Consider the following 19,073-nt stretch of genomic DNA (forward strand, 5'->3'; position numbering starts at 1 on the left):
CGACTGATCACCGTTAGGGAAAATAATTCAATGAATTTTTAACTCAGGACACTAGTTGCTCATCACGGCGGCGCCATGGGTATCGCGGAGCGGACGTTGAACGGCAAGTTCGCCACTGCAAGGCGCCGGCTGCGTAGCGCATCCCTCTGAAGTTTTTCCAGCTTGTATGTGCAATCGCGGAGATTGCATTTGCAATGTCTTTCCGCAGCCATGTCTATTGAATAGAGGTCACGCCAACAAACGCCACCGAGCGTTCAGGAGTGACCGCCATGTCGCAGACACCTGTACTCCCGCCGAACGAGCGCCGCATCCTGCGCCTCGATGAGGTCGAAGCGAAGTCCGGCTTCAAACGCGCCCACATCTACAACCTGATGAAGAAGCGCCAGTTCCCCCAGGCGCTGCGCCTGGGCGTGCGCGCTGTGGGCTGGGATTCGATCGAAATCGACCAGTGGATCGCCGAGCGCCTCAACCACCGGACCTGACCCGCTCTCCCGCGGACTTCCCATTCCTAGCCGGAGAGCGCCATGCAGGTCGTGTCCATCATTTCAACGAAGGGCGGCGTCGGCAAGACCACGACGGCCGCCAACCTGGGCGGGCTCGCCGCGGACGCGGGCCTGCGCGTACTGCTGCTCGATCTCGACGTGCAGCCCACTTTGTCCTCCTACTACGAGCTGACCCAGCGTGCGCCGGGCGGCATCTATGAGCTGTTGGCCTTCAACGAGCGCGACCTCGACCAGCTCGTGTCCGGCACGATCATCGCGGGCCTGGACCTAGTGCTGTCCAACGACCATCGGGGCGAGCTGAACACCTTGTTGCTGCATGCGCCGGATGGCCGCCTGCGGCTGCGGCATCTGCTGCCAGCGCTTGCTCCCCTCTACGACCTGGTGCTGATCGACACCCAGGGCGCGCGTTCCGTGCTGCTGGAGATGGCGGTGCTCGCCTCCGACCTTGCGCTGTCGCCCGTCACGCCGGAAATACTCGCGGCCCGGGAGCTTCGACGCGGCACCATTCAGTTGCTCGAAGACATTGCGCCGTACCGGCACCTGGGCATCGAACCGCCGCCGCTGCACCTGCTCATCAACCGCGTCCACCCGGTGTCGGCGAACGCCCGACTGATCCAGCAGGCCCTGCGCGACCTGTTCCAGGACCATGCCGGTATCCGTGTACTCGCCACCGACGTGCCCGCGATCGAAGCCTATCCGCGGGCCGCGACGCGCGGCCTGCCGGTGCATCGGGTCGAGCACCGCCAGCCGGCCGGCAGAGTCGCCCCTGCCGCGCTCGACACGATGCGCGCGCTCGCCAGCGAGTTGTTCCCGCAATGGCAGGACCGACTGGCTCAAGTATCCGGCCGCCCGCAGCGACCTCTTGATCCTGGGAGGCCCCATGGCGAACGCACATGAGCTGGCCCGCGGCCACAAGCGGCTGCGTTCCCTGATCGAGTTCGCGGTCGGTGAAGGCTGGCACGTCAAGCGCACGCCGGGCGGGCACCTCAAGTTCACCAAGGCCGGCTGCGCGGCGATCTACACCAGCTCGACCGCGAGTGACCACCGGGCCGAACTGAACGCCCGTGCGCAGATCCGCCGCGCCGAGCGAGAGGCCCGCACGGCGCCGGCCGGCGGTCGCGGGGACTGCGAGGGGTGCGGCCATGGCTGACATGACCTCGCAGGACATGGCCAGCAAGCTGCTCGCGGCCGGCTTCGAGCGCAGCAGCCCAGCGGCTACGGCCTTGAGCGACCCGATCGCGGACACGCCCATGGTCGTGACGCTGGACCAGTTGCGGCCCTACGACCATGACCCGCGCATGAAGCGCAACCCGGCTTACGAGGAAATCAAGGCGTCCATCCGCGTGCGCGGCCTGGACGCGGCGCCGGCCATCACGCGCCGGCCCGGCGAGGACCACTACATCATCCGCAACGGCGGCAACACGCGGCTGGCGATCCTGCGCGAACTCTGGTCGGAGACCAAGGAAGAACGCTTCTTCCGCATATCGTGCCTGTTCCGGCCATGGCCCCAGCGCGGTGAAATCGTCGCGCTGACCGGGCATCTTGCCGAGAACGAACTGCGCGGCGGCCTCACATTCATCGAGCGCGCGCTCGGCGTCGAGAAGGCACGCGAGTTCTACGAGCAGGAGAGCAGCGCCGCCCTGAGCCAGTCGGAACTGGCCCGCCGCTTGGCGGCTGATGGCTTCCCCGTCCAGCGGTCACACATCACCCGCATGGCCGACGCGGTGCGCTACCTGCTGCCCGCCATTCCCACTGTGCTCTATGGCGGCCTGGGGCGCCACCAGGTCGAGCGGCTATCGGTCATGCGCACGGCCTGCAAACGCACCTGGGAGCACTATGCCAAGAACCGCACGCTGCCGCTGGAATTTGACAGCTTCTTTCAGGAGGTGCTGGCGCAGTTCGACACGCAGGGCGACGAGTTCGCGCCGCAGCGCGTGCAGGACGAGCTGATCGGCCAGATGTCCGAGCTGCTGGGCGTCGGCTACGATGTGTTGGCGCTGGACCTGACCGAATCGGAAAGCCGCCACCGGGCGCTGGTCAGCGACCCGATGCCACCTGCGGCGCCGCCGGCGTTGCCTTCGCCCACCGCCAGCACGCCGACTCCCCCGGGCGCAGCATCGTCCATCGCCACGCCTGCAGCGGCGGCCGGTCCTCCTCCCGCCAGCCCTCCGGCGTCCGAGCCCACCTTGCGCCACGACGACACGGCGGCTGGCGAAGCGGCCACGGGAAGCCCGGCGGCTGCACCGAGCGATCTGCTTCGCGAGCACATCGTCTCGCCGGCACCGACGACCGAACGGCTGCAGTCGATCCAGCGCATGGTCGCCGACCAGTTGGGCGATGCATTGCCGCCCGACTTCTCGGCGAGCGTGCTGCAGTCCATCCCGGTGCAAGCCGGCGGGCTCTATCCGATCTCCGACGTCTGGTACATCGACGCCGGCCTGGACACGACCGATCGGCTGCGCATCCACATCGCGCAGTTCGCGCGCGAGATCGCCGAGGAGGCAGGCTTGGACGAGTGCATCGAGGATCGCGCCGATGGCATCGGGTTTGCGTGCCGCGCCCGCGGCCAAGCCCCGTCGCCGCTCGGCCGCGCGGTGCTGACGCTGCTCGCTTCCCTGACGGGTCAGCCCGTCGCCGAAGCGGGCCTGGACGGCGCGCAGCTCGCCGCCGACCTGCCGACCCTGTTGCACGGCCAGAGTCAAGGCCAGGGCAGCGGCGCAAGGCGCTTGAGCGACGCGGCGTTGGTCAAGCTCTTTCGGCTGCTGCGCCTGGCCCGGCGTCTGCTGGACCTGGAAGCCGGCACCACGGCGCCCGGGACGTGAGCTAGGGAGGCCGCATGTCCACATCGCATCCGCTCAACCAGGCCGTGATCGCCCAGGCGCTGTATGACCTTCGCAACGGCCAACTGCGCCGCTGCAAGGCCATGGGCTTCGGCGAGGCCGAGCTGGATGCGCTCAAGCACCCCGCGCTGATCAGCGTGCTGGCCAACGCCAGCGTCTCGTGGTGCTCGGTCACGGTCAACCGCGAAGTGCTGCAGCGCCTGCTCAACCAGGCGCAGGACGTGGAGAAGGAAATCGCCACAGTCGATCGCATGCTGCGGCTGGGCGCCAGCACGGAGATGGTCAGCCGCTTCTATGGCCTGACCCATCAGGAAGTCGCCCTGCGGCGGGAGATCCTCGGCCTGCCCAAGCGCAAGGGGCGCCACCCCGTCCTGGACGAGACCCAGGACACCGAACTGTGGCGGCAATGGAAGGCGGTGACCAGCAGCAGGAACGTCGATCTGGAGGACGAGACCTCGATTCTCGATGCGGCCATGGACCTGGCCGAGGGCATGTCACTGCCGCTCTCGGTGGTCTGGGCCGCGATCAGGAACTGGGTCGATCAGGGATTGGGCTAGGCCATGGCCGTGGACGACACTGCCCCACGAGCCCAGCGCCCTGGCCCCATCGCACTCGCCGACCTGTTCGACGCTGCGCTGAAGGACCTCGCGCCCAAGCCCAGCTCTGGCGCTCCCGCGTCCCTGCCTGCTCCAACGCCCAAGCCTCCCACGTCCGGCGACGCCTTCCTGTTCAGTGGCAATCGGCACGAGAGCGTGCCGCGGCGGCTGTTCCTCGACCGCCGCCTGACGCCGCTGGAGCGCAACGCCTGGCAGGTGTTCCGATTGATGCTCAACGACGATGGCGTCACGGCGTTCCCGACCTATGAGCAGTTGCGGCCGTGGCTGGCGTCGATGCCCTGCGCAGGCCAGGCCTCCCACGAGACCGTCGCGCGGGCGCTGACGCTGCTGCGCCTGACGCGCTGGCTGAGCCTCGTGCGACGACGGCGCGACCCCAAGACCGGCCGCATCCTCGGAAACCTCTATGTCCTGCACGACGAACCCCTGACACCGTTTGAGGCCATGCAGCTCGACGCCGACTACCTGGCCCTGGTCAGCCAGTCGCTGGGGCATTCGGCCAAGGCCGTTCAGGTGGTGGGACTCAACACCCTCCAAGAGATCGCGGACGACCCGATGTTGTCCGGACGCACCTTGCCGTCGCGGCTGCAAGTGCTCGCCGAGCGCCTGGCCGCCCAGGGCATCACCGCCTCCGAAAGTTATCCACAGGAGGATGCGATCCACGATTCCGAAGAAGGGCCTGCGAGCCTTCTTCGGAATGGCGAACGCCCCTCTTCGGAGTCCGAAGCAGGGCCGAAACCCGCGCCAGACGGCGCTCTTCGGAATCCGAAGCAGGACCGTACAGTACGTAGTAGTCGTATAAATGAAGTACGTACTTCCGCGCAGGCGCGTGCGCTGGGCGACCTGCAATGGCCCAAGCGCTTCGCGGAACTGAAGGCGGAACAGCAGGCCGGAGCCAGGATGGCGTTGCAGCAGGTGGACGCTGCCCTGCGGCAGGCCGTGCTGGACGAATGGGTCACACGGTGCGGCAAGCATGGCATCCGCAACCCCGCCGGGTACCTGTTCGGCATCATCCAGCGCGCCATGCGAGGCGAGTTCAATGCGTGGGCCAAGCAGACCGGCCCGGCAGCGCCAACACCATCGGCGGCGCGAGCGCCACCACCCGAGCCGCCGCGCAACGTCGTACCGCCCGAGGTGGCCCGGCAGCACATCGAGCGCCTGCGCGACCTGCTGCGCAAGACCTGAGCACAGGGCTTGTCAAAGCCGTGAAGTAGATCTCCATGGCGGTCGGCAGAAACGGTCCCCTGGGGACGGCCGTGCTGCGAAGGATGGCATCGAACGGCAGCGCGACGTGCGGTGCAGCACGCAACCCGTCGACGACCGAGGCCCGGAGCGCCGACGTGAATGCCCATCTGCGGAGCGGTCCCCAGGGGACCGTTGCGCGCTGCGCCGCCAGCGCGCACAGAACCGGGGGCCGGCTCATTTCGGTTTGTTGACTGACTGCCTTCCGCCGCATGCGGATGCTGGCGGCTCCCTGTCCACCAGCGAGCGATCACCATGGCAACCAGCAACGAACCATTGCAGCTCAACCTCGGCTCCCTGCGCAGCGCAATGTCGCTGACGCTGCACACCCACCACGCCTCGCGCATCTGGCATGGCCGCGCCGCCGCCGAGGGGCGACCGGGCATCGTCGGCCTGAACGGCTACATCGCCGTCATGAACAAAATGAAGCGCGGCTCGGAGCAGGACGACCCGTACAGCGACTGGTGGATGCTGCGCATCGAGGACAAGCTCGACCAGACCAAGACCACGCTGCAGACGCTGCGCGAACAGGTGGACCAGGCCCTGGCCGGCGTGCCCGCCGCGTTGACCCTGGGCGAGAACCTCAACGTGCAGCCCGTCAAGCTGCCGCTGTTCGTCAATGCGCAGTTGGGCTTTGCCGCTGTCTATCTCCTGGCCGACTACGACGACATCGCGCGCAAGCTGATCCTCGCCCACCACACCGCGCTGATCGACCGCAGCACCTTAGAGCGCTGGCTCAACGAGGGCGCGCACGCGCTGCGCAGCCTGTTCTCGCTGGCCCAGCAGTATCGCTATTCGGGCTGCACCCGCGACGATTTCGCGGCGAAGAATGCCGCAGCGCGGGCCGCGCTGGAGAAGTTCGGCGAGTTGCCGCAGGACGTGCTCGAAGGCACGCGCCGCTCGAAGTTTGCGCCACCCATCGTGCGCCGTGGTCTGCAACAGCGCGGTGAGAGTCCTGCCGCAGCCGCTACCAGCGTCGATGGTGATGCGGCCGCTGCTGCCGACCCATCCGAAAACGCAGCCACTGCCGGCGAGGACGAATCCGCATGAGCGATCTGAACCAGCCGACCCGCTACTTCCGGGGCCTGCAACAGGGAGCCTTCATGCGCCTGGAACACGCGGCCTCTCTAAAAGGCCTTTTAAAGCCTTTTAAAGGTAAAGGGGACTTGGAGGCCTGGGCCAGCCAGTGCTTCGCCATGCGCGACGAGTTGATCGGCTTGGCGCAGCGACAAGTGCTGCAACAGGCCAGTGGGCATCCCTTCCACCTGCTGCCCGTGGAACTGGCCCAGCAGACCACTGGCTCGGGAACGACGTTCCTGCGCTGGCGCAGGCACGACCGCTCGGCCATGGGCGTGGCCCTGTGGCAGGAGCTGATGGCGAGCACCAGCACGCCGGTCAACCTGCTGGCCGACCTGCACGCGATCGAGCTGCAGCGCATCACGCTGAACATGCAGATCAGCCTGTTGCACACCCTGGGCAAGCAGGCACAGGAGTGCGCCAGCAAGGCCGCCGAGGCGGAAGACGCCTACCTGCGCCGGCTCACGTCCTTTCCCGCCGCAATGCGCGATCGGTGATTGCGCCGGGCATCCCAGCACGCGCCCGGCGCCGACCAGGTGCGGGTATTTCAACCACCAAGGAGATTGCAACATGAGCACGCATTTTTCGGGCGAAGGCAACATCGGCTCGCCCCCCGAGTACCGGGAGTTCCCCAACGGCAACGACGAACCGCGGCGCTTGTTGCGGCTGAACGTGTATTTCGACAACCCCGTTCCCACCAAGGGCGGCGACTATGAGGATCGCGGCGGCTTCTGGGCGCCGGTGGAAATCTGGCACCGCGACGCCGCGCACTGGAAGGACCTCTACCAGAAAGGCATGCGCGTGCTGGTTGTCGGCCGCATGGAGCGCGAACCCTGGACGGACAACGAGGATCAGCCGCGCGAGACCTGGCAGATCAACGCACGCAGCGTCGGCATCCTGCCGTTCCGCATCGAGTCCGTCGTCCTGAGCCCCAAATCGCAGGAGACCGCACAGGACGCGCAGCCCAAGCCCCAGGCCGCCCAGGAACCGGCTGCGCCGAAGGAGCCCAAGCGCAGGAAGTGATCCGGCGGGGGGGCGGCCGCAGTACGTTGCCGCCCCCCATGTCCTCGCGAGCTATCCCCAGGGGATAGCGCCACCAGCGTCCACCGGCTTCCACGCGCTCCCGAACATCGCGGCTCCCGACTCGCACATCGCCGGCCGCACGCCATCCCCGCCGCAGCCATCCCATCTCGTGAAAGCGGTCGCCGCCGCATGCGGCTTGTTTGCTGCTGCCCCAACAGGCGCTCGGCATCCTCGATCCCAGCAACTCCATGAACAACGGGAAGCGGATGGACGGACATGCGGCTGTTTCTGTGCGAGAAGCCCTCCCAGGGCAAAGACATCGGCCGGATTCTCGGCGCCACGCAGCGCGGTGAAGGCTGCCTCAACGGTTCCGGCGTCACGGTTACCTGGTGCATCGGCCATCTCGTCGAAGCGGCAGCACCCGAGGTCTATGACGCGGCGCTTAAGCGCTGGTCGCTGGAGCAGTTGCCCATCATTCCCCAGCAGTGGCGGGTCGAGGTCAAGCCGAAGACCGCCATGCAATTCAAGGTTGTCAAAGCGCTTCTGGCGAAGGCGACCCATCTCGTCATTGCCACCGATGCCGACCGCGAGGGCGAACTGATCGCCCGCGAGATCATCGACCTGTGCGGATACCGCGGCCCCATCGAACGGCTGTGGCTGTCGGCGCTCAACGATGCGTCCATCCGCACCGCGCTCGCCAAGCTGCGGCCCTCGGCCGAGACGCTGCCGATGTATTACTCGGCGCTGGCGCGCTCGCGCGCCGACTGGCTTGTGGGCATGAACCTCAGCCGGCTGTTCACCGTGCTCGGGCGGCAGGCCGGCTACGACGGCGTGCTGTCGGTCGGGCGTGTGCAGACCCCGACGCTCAAACTCGTGGTGGACCGCGACCGAGAGATCGCGGCCTTCGTGTCCGTGCCGTACTGGGCCATCGACGTGTCCCTGTCCGCAGGCGGTCAGACGTTCACCGCGCAGTGGGTGGCACCCGATGCCAGCACCGACGCCGCCGGCCGCTGCCTGCAGCAGCCCGTCGCACAGCAGGCCGCGCAGCAGATCCGCGCCGCGGGCAGTGCCCAGGTGGTGTCGGTCGAGACCGAGCGCGTGCGCGAAGGCCCGCCGCTGCTGTTCGACCTGGGCACCTTGCAGGAAGTCTGTTCCAAGCAGCTTGGGCTGGACGTGCAGGAAACCTTGGAGATCGCCCAGGCCCTGTACGAGACGCACAAGGCCACGACGTACCCGCGCTCGGATTCGGGCTACCTGCCCGAAAGCATGTTCGCCGAAGTGCCCACGGTCCTTGACAGCCTGCTCAAGACCGATCCCACGCTGGCCCAGATCATGGGCCAGCTCGACCGCACCCAGCGCTCGCGCGCCTGGAACAACGGCAAGATGACGGCGCACCACGGCATCATCCCGACGCTCGAACCCGCGAATCTCTCCGCCATGAGCGAGAAGGAACGGGCGGTGTACCGGCTGATCCGGGCACATTACCTGGCCCAGTTCCTCCCGCACCACGGGTTCGACCGCACCGTGGCGGATCTCTCCTGCGGCCAGCAGAAGCTGGTGGCCACGGGCAAGCAGGTCGTCGTCAAGGGCTGGCGCCTGGTGCTGGCCGAGCCCGAACTTGAAGGCGGAGCTGATGAGGACGGCGACGCCTCTGCACGCAGCCAGGTACTACCCGCGTTGCGCGAAGGGATGGCATGCCAGATCGCCGGGGCCGACATCAAGGCACTCAAGACGATGCCACCCAAGCCCTATACCCAGGGCGAACTGGTCAAGGCGATGAAGGGTGTTGCGCGTTTCGTGACTGACCCGCGCCTGAAGCAGAAGCTGAAGGACACGACGGGCATCGGTACCGAGGCGACGCGGGCCAACATCATCAGCGGGCTGATCGCCCGCGGCTATATCGTGAAGAAGGGGCGCTCCATCCGCGCATCGGATGCGGCGTTCACGCTGATCGACGCCGTGCCCGCGGCGATTGCCGACCCCGGCACCACCGCCGTCTGGGAACAGGCGCTGGACATGATCGAGGGCGGACAACTCACCCTGGACGTGTTCATCAGCAAGCAGGCCGCCTGGATTTCGCAGTTGATCGCGCAGTACAGCACCACGTCCCTGTCCATCAAGATTCCCCACGGGCCGGCTTGTCCGCAGTGCGGCGCACCCACGCGCCAGCGCACCGGCAAGAGCGGCCCGTTCTGGTCGTGCAGTCACTACCCCGACTGCAAAGGCACGCTGCCGGTGGAGACCGGCACGTCCAGGCGTGGTGCCTCGCGTCCACGCAAGAGCGGCCGCAAGGGCGCCTGACCGACCCCGTTCCCCGTGAGCCGTGCCCGCCATCGGCGGCGTGGCCCGTGTCCCGCATGCCCTGCGGGACGCCCAGCGCGCAACGCCTTCTTGATCCGTGTGCGCGTCCCGTCCGGCCGTCCCCGGCCGTGGGACCTGAAGGTGGCTTCTCCGCGAACCGCACCCCGCGCGTTCTCCTCGTCTGCATTCCTTCCGCCCTCTGCGAAGGGTCCCCCGATGGCTTGCCTGTGCGAGCCACCCGGAGACCCTTCGCGGTCAGCGGTATTCGGTGCCGGTGCCCGCCGGCGCAAAAACGGGCTCCCTTTGTGCGCGGATGTGCGCCAGACGATGCCGGCCCCAGCCACGACATGGGCCGGGTGTGATTGCTGGATGAGCAGACGGTTCTAGCGACGACCGGGCCTGCCAATCAGCCCACGGGTGGTTCTTCTTTCCTCCCGAGCCGAAGGCCCCTGGGGCCTTCGGCGCCTTTCTCCTGCCTTTCAACGCCCCGGCCAGGGCGATGGCCCTGCGCCATACGAACAGGAGACCGACATGCACCCGAATCTTTGCGCACCGCCGCGCAATACGCCGCTGCTCTACGGCAGCGTCTGCAGCGGCATCGAGGCCGTGAGCCTCGCCTGGCAACCGCTCGGCCTCGAAGCCGCGTGGTTCGCCGAGATCGAGCCGTTCCCGAGCGCTGTGCTCGCCCACCGTTACCCCCGCGTGCCCAACCTGGGCGACATGACCGCGATCGCCCGCCAGGTCCGCGCCGGCACCGTTCCTGCGCCCGACATCCTGGTCGGCGGCACGCCGTGCCAGTCGTTCAGCGTGGCCGGCGCGCGCCAGGGGCTGAACGACCCCCGTGGTGCCTTGACCCTTGCCTATGTGGAGCTTGCAAATGCCATCGACCAAACCCGCCACCAAGACCGCCGCCCGGCGGCAACGCTCGTCTGGGAAAACGTCCCCGGCGTCCTCAGCGACCGCAGCAACGCCTTCGGGCACTTCCTGGGAGCACTGGCCGGAGAAAGCCGTGCGCTCGAACCGCCAGGGCAAAAATGGGCGCACGCAGGTTGTGTGTCTGGACCCCGGCGCCGCATCGCCTGGCGCTTGCTCGATGCTCAACATTTCGGCGTCGCCCAACGGCGCCGTCGCGTGTTTCTTGTGGCAAGTGGTGGAGGTGGCGTCGATCCCGCCGAGGTACTTTTTGAGTGCGACGGCGTGCGCTGGGATTCTTCGCCGGGCTTCGCGCCGTGGCAAGACGCTGCCGGCGCTGCTGGATCGGGCGCTGCGGCAGCAGGCGGGTATTCTGGATATGCAGGACTGAAGCAGCCCTACGGCAAGGCCACGGTGACGTTCGGATTCGGTGGGGGCAACACCGCAGGACCCATCGACGTCGCGGCCTGCCTGACCGCGGCGCCCGGCCCGAAGAACGACTTCGAGGTCGAGACCTTAGTGGCGCAGTCCATCGCGGGCAGCATCAGCCACACGCTCAGCACCGCCAACGGCGGCAAGGGCTGCAGCGAGGACGGCACCGGCAAGGGCGTGCCGATCATCGCCTTCACCGCACAGGGCTGCGGGGCGGACGCGACGACGAACCATGCACCGACGCTGCGTGCCGGCGGACATCGCCTCAGCCACGCGAACGCCGGCGTGGTGCCGGCCATCGCGTTCGCGCAGAACTCGCGCGGCGAGCTGCGGCTGGAATCCGGCCACGGCCAGCTTGCCGGGACGCTCTCCACGGGTGGCGGCAAGCCGGGCCAAGGCCGGCCGATGGTGATCGGCGTGGCGCTGCGCGGTCGCACCGAAGGCCTGGCCGCTGAACTGGGCGATGGCGTCTCGACCGCGCTGCGCACCAGCAGCGGCGGTGCCGACAAGCCCCATGTGCTGGCACCGGACTTCGAGGCACATTTCCGCTACGACTGGAATAACCCCGGTCCGGGCGACTGGTCGCAGTGGCGGGTGCGTCGGCTGATGCCGGTCGAATGCGAGCGGCTTCAAGGCATGCCCGACGACTACACGCTGGTGCCGTACCGCGGCAGGCCCTCCGCCGACGCGCCGCGCTACAAGGCGATCGGCAACTCCATGGCCGTGCCGTGCGTCGCGTGGCTGGGCCAGCGGCTGGTGCAGTGCCTGCACAAGACGGGATCGAGCGCTTCGGATTGATGCACGACGCGGCCGGCGGGCCGCGTGATCCTCCCTCCTGCATTGCCGACGCATCGGCAACAGCCAGCAGCCAGGGTGTCAAGGCTGCCGTGGGTTCCTCCCACGCCACCCGCCAGTTCGCCCCGGCATCTCTCCGGCGAACGCTGCCCACCGGGCATCGATGCCACCTTCCTCCAACCCACGGGATGTATGCCGCGTCCCGTCAGGGGCGTGTCGTCAACCCGGTCGATATCAGGACTTTCCATGGACACCATCACCCGACAAGACCGCATCACGCTCAAGAACCTCAAGGTCGCGGATTTCGCGAGCGAGGAAACGCTGTGCTTCACCGCCACCGTCATGTTCGACGGCAGGCCCATCGCCGAAGCCCGCAATGACGGACACGGCGGCTCGACGTTCGTGCGCGCGTTGCAAGGCCAGGCCGCGCTGCTGGCCCAAGCCGAGGAATTTGCCAAGAGCCTGCCGCCGGCATCGCTCGACGTCGAGCGCGAGGACGACGAGCCACTTCTCATCGACATGACGCTCGACTTCCTCGTGGACCAGTTGGCCGATGCCATGCACGCAGAGCGCAAGCTGCGCACCGCGTTCAACCGCGACATCGGCAACAAGGTGCTGTTCATCAAGGACGGCCGGCTGCTGTTCCTCAAGGGCATCAAGCTCAAGGCCATTGCCGAACGCGCGGCATATTTCGCAAAGCTGCGCAGCCGACAGGACCAGCCCATCGTCATCCTGGCCGAGCTGCCAGCGAACGAGGCATTCGCCATCTGGAAGCAGCATGTCCTGGGCGACAAGCCCCGCTGATCCAGCCTCACCGCACCGTCATGACCGCCCCGCACTCGTTGCGGGGCTTTTCTTTGTCCCTGCGCACATCAATCGGGGCTGGACCAGATGCCGATTTCCAACTGACGTGGCGCGGCACCCTCACGAAGCTGCTCGCATGTTCGCTGATTCGTCAGCACATGCCAGCAGCCAGGGTTTCAGGCTGCCGCGGGGTTCTCTCCGCGCAACCCACCAGTCCGCATCGCATCCATTGCGCGGACGCGCGTTCCCAAGACGCTGATGCTTTTTTTTCAACCGCGTGCGGGAGCTGCCATCCCGTGAGGGACAGGGCCCCGCTTTTCCAAGGAGCCCATCCATGTCCCAGCAAGCCTCTTTCGGCCGATTCGGTCAATTGGCCTTGACCTACTGCGGCAAGTTCCTGCCGCTCGAAGTCCTGCACAGCGCCGCCGGCCACTACATCGGCACGCGCGATACCGAAGGTCCCGTCTCGCGGGAATCTCGTGAGTACTTCCGCAGCCATGCCGCGGCTCAACGTGCCCTCGAAAGAGGCGGCTGGTCCCAGCTCGCCATTCCCTGATCCATCTGCAAGGAATCACGCCATGAACCAGCTACTGCCACAGGACATCGTCGACCAGATCCAGCGGGAAGAGCAGCATTTCGCTGCCGCGCCACAAGCCTTCTTCGAGGCCTGGAAGCGCGGTGTCGAGATCGCTGGCCCGCAATGGTTCGGCGACGGCACCCGTGAGGGCTTGAACCAGGCCAAGAGCAAGTGGGACCTGCGTCCCAACCTGCTGCGGGCCATCGACGCGCTCGGCGTCCTGAGCAGCGGGGAACGCATGTTCCTGTCGGCCATGTTCAGCTTCTACGACGCCCGCGAGGGTGGTGCCATGCTCAAGCGCTGCCACTTCCACGGGCTGGCGGACTTCGACGGTCTCGATCTGCCACGCCGCAGGGTCATCGCCGATCTGCTGCTGAACTACAACGGCTGGTGAGCCGGTCTCCGGCATACCACCGCTTTACGTTCTCCCCCGTGAGGGACATGCGCCCACAAGGCCATGTCCCTCGATTTCTTCTCCACCGCCCCGGCCACCGGCCTTGGGCTATTCCCTGCGGATGCCGCCGTCCGCACGGGCTGGCTCCGCTCGTATCTCGAAGGAGCCACCATGGCAAACAACTACTACGAAGGCACCGGCGTTCTCATGCTCGACCGCGTGACCCCCGTCATCAAGGCGCTGTTCGGTGCCTTCGCACTGGACGAGAACTACCCTGGCGACGGGCTGGCCTACATCGCCCGGATCGCCGAAACCAATGATCCGCAATGGTCGGATGTGCAGGATGGGCTCGAAGCCCTGGCCAAGCAGCTCGGCATCCCCATGCCCGATGGCGACGAGCCGATGCTTGCGCCTCTGCTGGAGCGGATGGCCGTGCACTTCGGCACCGACCAGGACGAGGAACTGGAGAACCTGATCGAGCACCACCGGTTCGAGGACAGCACCGACCTGGAAGCCTTGCTTCTGATTGCTACCTGCCTCAACGACGGGCACAACCTGGTCGCCATCCAGTTCGAGGGCTGCTGGCACTGCAGCAAGCCCAAGCTGTTCGAGTTCGGCGGCGATGGTTGCTACCTGAGCCGGGAGCTCAAGGTCTCCAGGTCATCCACACAGGAGCTCCAGCTGGGCGAGCAACTGCGCAAGGCCATTCTGGCCGCCGACGCCGAAGAGGCTTCGGCCCTGATCGCGCTGGAAGCCGCCAGCCTGCTCGCAGGCATCCGCGACGAGCCGTTTCGCATGACGGTGCGCCGTCGGGTCGCCGAACGGCTGGCCCAGACGCCAGCGAGCACTTCTCGCTGACGCATTTTTTCCTTCCACCCACCGGGGCGTCCCCGGCGGGGAGTGGCCTCGGTGACCTCTCCAAGGAGGCATTCCATGTCCGAGTTTCACAACCCCTTTGTTCGCGGCTACCGGAACCTGCGATTCGTTCGCACGCTGCTCATCACCTGGGAAGACGATAGCCCGCCCGTCTGGCGGCCTTTGCATCCCTGCCGGGCCCACCTGCCCGATGACGAGGTGGCGCGATTCCCTTGTCTGTTCGGCGCCGACCATGCGCTGATCACCGAGGGCCAGGACGTGCCGCCGGAGCTGGAGGCTCAACACCAGACGGACGGCATCGTGCGCTCGGTGGTCTATGCCATCGAAGGGCAGGATTTCGATGGGAAACCCGCGCACGTGGGCGACACCTATTCCGAGGAAGCGGCCCGTGAGGTGATTCAGCGGGTGGCGTTCGAGACGGGTGTCTACAGCCGGTGCTGGGAAGTCAGTGCCCAGCACATCAGCACCGAAGCCTGGCACTACCTCGCCAATCTGGCCGATCTCGCCACCCCTTCGGCCTTTCTGTTCATCGCCTTCCGGGTGCCGTACAGCCCGGCGATCGGTGTCAAGCTGATCTCCACGCCCTGGACGGACGAGAACCTAGCGCTTTCCGAGGGCATCAGTGCTGCGCAGCTCCGGCAAGAGCACCGGAACAAGGGCATGCCGGACGATCTGGCGAACGTCCTTGAACTGGCCGGTCAGGCCGATGTGCGCATCCTCATCTTCGATGGCGACGCGCCCTTGCTGCCGGGCCTGCCGCTGATCGAGTCCTAGCAGCCGCGCGACACGCCAATCTTTCTTGATTCCCACATGCAGCCCGCGCCCATGGGAGTCGGGCTGATCCATTCTCATAGGAGTAACTCCATGTTCCCCGATCTCATCTCGCCCACCGCCGACTTCGAGCACCAGCTCGGAGCCTGCGTCAACGCCATGAGCCAAGACGACGCCATCGGCCAGATCCTGGTATTCGAGCGCATGCACGGCACGCTGCGCATGCACCCAATCGACAGTGCCGACCTGGCGGACACCGATATCGATAACTACGAAATGGTCGTCTTCGATGGTGGCAGCACCAGCGGCGACTCGTGGAAGCACGTCTTCTTCCCGCGCCAGCGCGCGCACTGCTTTGTGTACGACGCCTGACCCCACCAGCCCCTCAATCCGAGGGCGGTTTTTCTGTCTGCTGGAAAGCGGGTGCGGCGCACTGCCGTTTCCTGCAGGCGGGCCAAACATTCCGGGGTCATTCTTGTCGCCATGTCCGTCGGCGTTGCCGACACATGCCCAGGCAGCCGAGACCTTCAAGGCTGCAAGTGCGGGAAACCGCGCCGGTCGCATTCATTCACGGACGCACTGCGTCCATCCACGCCACCCACAAGGGATCCCTCCCTTTTGGGCGGGAACTCCCTTGTTCTTCCCAAGGAGAGTCCCATGGACCGTTCCCTCATCCAATCCGTGCTGCCTTCGCTTGTCGCAGGCCATGTGCCCCGCAACGTGCGGTCGTTCAAATACCGCGTGTACGATGATCAGCCGCAGTCCTCGGCACTGGGCTTCGCCGTCGATCCCAAGCCCTTCGACGGCAAGGTGGTCGCAGCCAACGACGATGCCATCGTCGTCAAGATCAAGCCCAGCGAGTTCGCGGTGCTTGATCCCCACCTGGTGACCACCGTTCCCTGCGAAGGTGCCAAAGTGCACGTGGTGCCCTATGCACGGCGCCGTTTCGATGGCCTGCGCGCGGATACCCCGGAAGTGGTCACAGAGACGGGCCCGGATGGCCGCCCCTACACCATCACCAGGCACATCCTCGGTTCCGCGCCAGCCAAGCTGCCCATTCCCGCACCGCAGTGCCAGGAGCTTGGCGAGCTCATCCAGCAGCTGGAAGAACTGCCGGCACCCGACCGGTTCCGCCGTATCGCCCACATGTTGGTCGATGCAGGTGCCCGCGATTTCACATGGGTCGATCCCGAACCCGCAAAGATCATTGACACGCCTCCAGCGATCAGCTTCACGGTCTCGACCGCGAAGTTCGAGGGTCGGGTGACGATCCTGTACGACCGCGCGGGCGACTCCTACGCGGTGGAGCTGCGCCGTGATGGTGAACTGGTTGACCGTCGCGGCGAGGTGTATTTCGACTCGCTCGGCGAGGTGCTGGAACAGCTCATCGACGACGGCCGCTGGCACCAGATCGCCGTGAACGTGATCGACGCCAAGGCTGCGCGGCAACGCCAGGCGGTTGCGGCATGACGGGCGAGTCGAGCGACTGCTGGGTGGTGTATTCACCCACCGAGTCAGCCCTCAACGACGGCGCGGGTTTCTGGTCCAACGAGTTTTGTTGGGTCGAGTTCGACCAGGCGACGCGCTTCTCGATGGAAGAGACCCGGCGCTTGCATCTTCCGATCTCGTCTGGCAACGACGCCGGTTTCATCCCGTGGCAGGAAGCCCAGCGGTACTACCGCTGAGTTCGCAGCCTGCCGAGAACTTCCCCCTGCTTGCCTTCCACCCTTTCGGGTGGGGGGCTTCTCTTTTTCTTCATCCACACAGGAGATTTCAACCATGTCACTGCGATTCAGAGGTTCCGACCTGCGCCCGGTGCTGAACGAGGCGGTCGCCAAACAATGCCGTGTCATCCTCGCCAAGGATCGTGGCGTGTGCATCTTCGCCGCGGAAGGTGAGCGCCACCCTGACTTGAGTTTCAAACGGCTGGCCTATGCCGTCGGCTGCAACCCGGATACCGACGACTGGTGGGATCTGGTCCACGCCGAGATGGGCTACAGGGACTTCGAGGCGGATTTCGACCCGATGTTCCCCGCCTTCTCACACATCCGCCACAGCACGCACGACCTGCTGCTGACCGCCACCGCCACGCACCTGCTGATGGACGCGGTTCCTCCGGAATAGAGCGGCAAGCGCCGCCCGGCCCACGCAGCCCCCGCATCGGGTGCTTTCTTTTCTTCGCATCGCGGCCGCTACCGCGTGCGCGCTCATCTCCAGTCACCTTAGCCTGCAGCAGTTGTCGGCCCGCCGATATGCATATGGCTTCATGCTGTTCGATTTCACCGAACCAGCCGGCAGGGTGAACCGTTCGAGACACGGATCCGCAAACGCCAGTACCTGCCCAATCCGGTGGCCAGGGGGTGCACGACTTATGGGGAAGGGTGCATTGCAAGTGGTGATGATAATATAGTCCCCTAGGCTATATAAAACGGCAGACTTTCATGTCACATACCACTCGCCAGAAAGACAAGCTGCTTGCCCGTGTGCGCCGCATCAAGGGGCAGATGGAAGGTATTGAACGCGCCCTTGAGGCGGAGGCCACTTGCGTTGAGGTGCTGCGCCAGATCGCATCGGTGCGTGGCGCGTTCAATGGCCTGACGGCCGAGGTGATGGAAGACCACCTGCGCGAGCACGTCATGGACGCGCCGAGCGACAAGGAACGGCGCCAGGGCGGCGAGGAAATGATCGAGGTCATTCGCGCCTACATGAAATAGCCCGGCCGCCCGCAAACGGCTCCCAATCCAACGACCAGGACAGGCAGATGACCAACACCCCGGCACTGGGCCACGACCACTATTTACTCGGCAATGACCACCAGCGCAACGAGCGCAAGGTTTGGCTGGTGATTGGCCTCACGACCTGCATGATGCTGGTGGAGATTGTTGCAGGCACTGTCTTTGGCTCGATGGCGCTGGTGGCCGATGGCTGGCATATGTCCACACACGCGGGCGCCATGCTTATTGCCGCGCTGGCCTACCGCTTTGCACTCAAGCACGCAGGCAATCCGCGTTTCACTTTCGGCACAGGCAAGCTCGGCGACCTCGCAGGCTTTGCCAGCGCGGTGCTGCTGGCATTGGTGGCGTTGCTGATCGGCTGGGAGAGCCTGGTGCGGCTAACCCAACCCATCCCCATCGATTTCAAACAGGCGATCGCAGTGGCCGTGATGGGGCTGGCCGTCAATCTGATCTGCGCCTGGCTGCTCAAAGATGATGATGCCCATCACGGGCATCATCACCATCATGCCCATGACCACCACCATGACGATCATGACCACGGAGACGCCCGCGACAACAACCTGCGCGCGGCCTATCTGCATGTCGTGGCCGACGCCATGACTTCCGTGCTGGCCATCGTTGCGCTATTGCTTGGGCGCAGCTATGGCTGGACGTGGGCCGATCCGGTCATGGGTGTGGTCGGCGCGCTGGTGATCGCGCGGTGGTCATGGAGTCTGATCCGGGACACCGGCAGCGTGCTGCTTGACGCAGCGGCCGAGGGAGAGGAAGTGCGCCAGGAGATCCGGGAGGCGATCGCGCCCACAGGCAGCAAAGTCACGGATTTGCATGTGTGGCAAGTAGGTCCCGGCCAATTCGCGGCCATCGTCTCGCTGGTGGTCGGAGACCCCCAGGAGCCGGCGCACTACAAGGCGCTGCTCGGCCATATCCACGAGTTAGCGCACGTCACCATCGAGGTGCAGCGCGGAGCGGCTGCATGATCGTCTGCGTTCCAACTAGGCCATCGCCTGGTAGGCTAGGTCATGAACCCGATCTATTGCCGCCTGCAAGCTTTGGGTGATCCACCGGCCCAAGCACGGCTGCGTGGAAAAGGGAAGCGCCCGAATGCCAATTGATTGCAGCCGCGCGCGAGAGGTCCGTCCATGCTGACCCCATGCCTGCTGACGTTGTCAGCGACATG

At 66.1% G+C, this 19,073-nt stretch carries 22 protein-coding genes; all 22 read left to right on the forward strand.

Annotated elements, in window-relative coordinates:
* The first annotated feature begins 269 nt into the window (after window positions 1-269).
* The 22 genes from IHV84_RS10285 to dmeF all read left to right on the forward strand — a co-directional run bounded on the left by IHV84_RS10285 (window position 270) and on the right by dmeF (window position 18,873).
* Window positions 270-482: an AlpA family transcriptional regulator gene (locus IHV84_RS10285; protein WP_003090093.1), complete on the forward strand. Its 213-nt coding sequence runs from the start codon at window positions 270-272 to the stop codon at window positions 480-482.
* Between the two features lie 42 nt (window positions 483-524).
* Window positions 525-1,400, forward strand: a complete 876-nt coding sequence (locus tag IHV84_RS10290) for a ParA family protein (protein ID WP_198846790.1) — start codon at window positions 525-527, stop codon at window positions 1,398-1,400.
* Entirely contained in the window at window positions 1,384-1,653 is a 270-nt protein-coding gene (locus IHV84_RS10295) for a hypothetical protein (protein WP_040277058.1), read from the forward strand. Before IHV84_RS10290 ends, IHV84_RS10295 begins: the two co-directional genes overlap by 17 nt.
* Window positions 1,646-3,325, forward strand: coding sequence for a ParB family protein (locus IHV84_RS10300; RefSeq protein WP_198846791.1), 1,680 nt, complete (start codon window positions 1,646-1,648; stop codon window positions 3,323-3,325). The genes IHV84_RS10295 and IHV84_RS10300 overlap by 8 nt, the downstream gene beginning before the upstream one ends.
* A gap of 14 nt (window positions 3,326-3,339) precedes the next feature.
* Window positions 3,340-3,900 (forward strand): DUF2857 domain-containing protein, encoded by a 561-nt coding sequence (locus IHV84_RS10305; protein ID WP_003090097.1) that lies wholly within the window; start codon window positions 3,340-3,342, stop codon window positions 3,898-3,900.
* A 3-nt stretch (window positions 3,901-3,903) separates the two neighbouring features.
* Entirely contained in the window at window positions 3,904-5,142 is a 1,239-nt protein-coding gene (locus IHV84_RS10310) for an STY4528 family pathogenicity island replication protein (protein ID WP_040277056.1), read from the forward strand.
* A 312-nt stretch (window positions 5,143-5,454) separates the two neighbouring features.
* Window positions 5,455-6,249, forward strand: a complete 795-nt coding sequence (locus IHV84_RS10315; RefSeq protein ID WP_003090099.1) for a PFL_4669 family integrating conjugative element protein — start codon at window positions 5,455-5,457, stop codon at window positions 6,247-6,249.
* Window positions 6,246-6,773 (forward strand): DUF3158 family protein, encoded by a 528-nt coding sequence (locus IHV84_RS10320; RefSeq protein ID WP_198846792.1) that lies wholly within the window; start codon window positions 6,246-6,248, stop codon window positions 6,771-6,773. The genes IHV84_RS10315 and IHV84_RS10320 overlap by 4 nt, the downstream gene beginning before the upstream one ends.
* A 73-nt stretch (window positions 6,774-6,846) precedes the next feature.
* Window positions 6,847-7,299: a single-stranded DNA-binding protein gene (locus tag IHV84_RS10325; protein WP_003120036.1), complete on the forward strand. Its 453-nt coding sequence runs from the start codon at window positions 6,847-6,849 to the stop codon at window positions 7,297-7,299.
* A 276-nt stretch (window positions 7,300-7,575) separates the two neighbouring features.
* Window positions 7,576-9,600 (forward strand): DNA topoisomerase III, encoded by a 2,025-nt coding sequence (locus tag IHV84_RS10330; RefSeq protein WP_198846793.1) that lies wholly within the window; start codon window positions 7,576-7,578, stop codon window positions 9,598-9,600.
* Window positions 9,601-10,131: 531 nt separating this feature from the next.
* On the forward strand, window positions 10,132-11,742 hold the full coding sequence (locus tag IHV84_RS10335) for a DNA cytosine methyltransferase (protein WP_198846794.1): 1,611 nt from the start codon (window positions 10,132-10,134) through the stop codon (window positions 11,740-11,742).
* Between the two features lie 243 nt (window positions 11,743-11,985).
* Entirely contained in the window at window positions 11,986-12,543 is a 558-nt protein-coding gene (locus IHV84_RS10340) for a hypothetical protein (RefSeq protein ID WP_058160822.1), read from the forward strand.
* A gap of 334 nt (window positions 12,544-12,877) precedes the next feature.
* Entirely contained in the window at window positions 12,878-13,099 is a 222-nt protein-coding gene (locus tag IHV84_RS10345) for a hypothetical protein (RefSeq protein WP_003120032.1), read from the forward strand.
* A 22-nt stretch (window positions 13,100-13,121) separates the two neighbouring features.
* Window positions 13,122-13,514, forward strand: coding sequence for a hypothetical protein (locus IHV84_RS10350; protein ID WP_198846795.1), 393 nt, complete (start codon window positions 13,122-13,124; stop codon window positions 13,512-13,514).
* A 171-nt stretch (window positions 13,515-13,685) separates the two neighbouring features.
* Complete coding sequence (locus tag IHV84_RS10355) at window positions 13,686-14,372, forward strand: hypothetical protein (protein WP_198846796.1); 687 nt, start codon at window positions 13,686-13,688, stop codon at window positions 14,370-14,372.
* Between the two features lie 75 nt (window positions 14,373-14,447).
* Window positions 14,448-15,164 carry an ABC transporter substrate-binding protein gene (locus tag IHV84_RS10360; RefSeq protein ID WP_198846797.1) on the forward strand — a complete coding sequence of 239 codons (717 nt, stop codon included), beginning with the start codon at window positions 14,448-14,450 and terminating at the stop codon, window positions 15,162-15,164.
* A 90-nt stretch (window positions 15,165-15,254) separates the two neighbouring features.
* Window positions 15,255-15,533, forward strand: coding sequence for a uridylate kinase (locus tag IHV84_RS10365; protein ID WP_198846798.1), 279 nt, complete (start codon window positions 15,255-15,257; stop codon window positions 15,531-15,533).
* Between the two features lie 285 nt (window positions 15,534-15,818).
* On the forward strand, window positions 15,819-16,631 hold the full coding sequence (locus tag IHV84_RS10370) for a GTPase (RefSeq protein WP_198846799.1): 813 nt from the start codon (window positions 15,819-15,821) through the stop codon (window positions 16,629-16,631).
* The gene (locus IHV84_RS10375) at window positions 16,628-16,846 is read left to right on the forward strand and encodes a hypothetical protein (RefSeq protein ID WP_198846800.1); all 219 of its coding nucleotides are present in this window, start codon (window positions 16,628-16,630) and stop codon (window positions 16,844-16,846) included. The genes IHV84_RS10370 and IHV84_RS10375 overlap by 4 nt, the downstream gene beginning before the upstream one ends.
* A 94-nt stretch (window positions 16,847-16,940) precedes the next feature.
* Window positions 16,941-17,285: a DUF3085 domain-containing protein gene (locus IHV84_RS10380; RefSeq protein WP_198846801.1), complete on the forward strand. Its 345-nt coding sequence runs from the start codon at window positions 16,941-16,943 to the stop codon at window positions 17,283-17,285.
* A 317-nt stretch (window positions 17,286-17,602) separates the two neighbouring features.
* Window positions 17,603-17,875, forward strand: coding sequence for a metal/formaldehyde-sensitive transcriptional repressor (locus IHV84_RS10385; RefSeq protein ID WP_198846802.1), 273 nt, complete (start codon window positions 17,603-17,605; stop codon window positions 17,873-17,875).
* Window positions 17,876-17,922: 47 nt separating this feature from the next.
* Complete coding sequence (gene dmeF / locus IHV84_RS10390; RefSeq protein ID WP_198846803.1) at window positions 17,923-18,873, forward strand: CDF family Co(II)/Ni(II) efflux transporter DmeF; 951 nt, start codon at window positions 17,923-17,925, stop codon at window positions 18,871-18,873.
* Window positions 18,874-19,073 lie beyond the last annotated feature (200 nt).

The organism is Acidovorax sp. IB03 (genome assembly GCF_016406015.1).
GTDB lineage: Bacteria > Pseudomonadota > Gammaproteobacteria > Burkholderiales > Burkholderiaceae_C > Acidovorax > Acidovorax temperans.

Bases quoted from the DNA above. Each gene is read 5' to 3' on its own strand.
- IHV84_RS10360 (WP_198846797.1), top strand. From the start codon at position 14,448: ATGTCCGAGTTTCACAACCCCTTTGTTCGCGGCTACCGGAACCTGCGA.
- IHV84_RS10375 (WP_198846800.1), top strand. From the start codon at position 16,628: ATGACGGGCGAGTCGAGCGACTGCTGGGTGGTGTATTCACCCACCGAG.
- IHV84_RS10320 (WP_198846792.1), top strand. From the start codon at position 6,246: ATGAGCGATCTGAACCAGCCGACCCGCTACTTCCGGGGCCTGCAACAG.
- IHV84_RS10370 (WP_198846799.1), top strand. From the start codon at position 15,819: ATGGACCGTTCCCTCATCCAATCCGTGCTGCCTTCGCTTGTCGCAGGC.
- IHV84_RS10350 (WP_198846795.1), top strand. From the start codon at position 13,122: ATGAACCAGCTACTGCCACAGGACATCGTCGACCAGATCCAGCGGGAA.
- IHV84_RS10335 (WP_198846794.1), top strand. From the start codon at position 10,132: ATGCACCCGAATCTTTGCGCACCGCCGCGCAATACGCCGCTGCTCTAC.
- IHV84_RS10325 (WP_003120036.1), top strand. From the start codon at position 6,847: ATGAGCACGCATTTTTCGGGCGAAGGCAACATCGGCTCGCCCCCCGAG.
- IHV84_RS10330 (WP_198846793.1), top strand. From the start codon at position 7,576: ATGCGGCTGTTTCTGTGCGAGAAGCCCTCCCAGGGCAAAGACATCGGC.
- IHV84_RS10300 (WP_198846791.1), top strand. From the start codon at position 1,646: ATGGCTGACATGACCTCGCAGGACATGGCCAGCAAGCTGCTCGCGGCC.
- IHV84_RS10305 (WP_003090097.1), top strand. From the start codon at position 3,340: ATGTCCACATCGCATCCGCTCAACCAGGCCGTGATCGCCCAGGCGCTG.
- IHV84_RS10295 (WP_040277058.1), top strand. From the start codon at position 1,384: ATGGCGAACGCACATGAGCTGGCCCGCGGCCACAAGCGGCTGCGTTCC.
- IHV84_RS10385 (WP_198846802.1), top strand. From the start codon at position 17,603: ATGTCACATACCACTCGCCAGAAAGACAAGCTGCTTGCCCGTGTGCGC.
- IHV84_RS10380 (WP_198846801.1), top strand. From the start codon at position 16,941: ATGTCACTGCGATTCAGAGGTTCCGACCTGCGCCCGGTGCTGAACGAG.
- IHV84_RS10365 (WP_198846798.1), top strand. From the start codon at position 15,255: ATGTTCCCCGATCTCATCTCGCCCACCGCCGACTTCGAGCACCAGCTC.
- IHV84_RS10345 (WP_003120032.1), top strand. From the start codon at position 12,878: ATGTCCCAGCAAGCCTCTTTCGGCCGATTCGGTCAATTGGCCTTGACC.
- IHV84_RS10340 (WP_058160822.1), top strand. From the start codon at position 11,986: ATGGACACCATCACCCGACAAGACCGCATCACGCTCAAGAACCTCAAG.
- dmeF (WP_198846803.1), top strand. From the start codon at position 17,923: ATGACCAACACCCCGGCACTGGGCCACGACCACTATTTACTCGGCAAT.
- IHV84_RS10310 (WP_040277056.1), top strand. From the start codon at position 3,904: ATGGCCGTGGACGACACTGCCCCACGAGCCCAGCGCCCTGGCCCCATC.
- IHV84_RS10315 (WP_003090099.1), top strand. From the start codon at position 5,455: ATGGCAACCAGCAACGAACCATTGCAGCTCAACCTCGGCTCCCTGCGC.
- IHV84_RS10290 (WP_198846790.1), top strand. From the start codon at position 525: ATGCAGGTCGTGTCCATCATTTCAACGAAGGGCGGCGTCGGCAAGACC.
- IHV84_RS10285 (WP_003090093.1), top strand. From the start codon at position 270: ATGTCGCAGACACCTGTACTCCCGCCGAACGAGCGCCGCATCCTGCGC.
- IHV84_RS10355 (WP_198846796.1), top strand. From the start codon at position 13,686: ATGGCAAACAACTACTACGAAGGCACCGGCGTTCTCATGCTCGACCGC.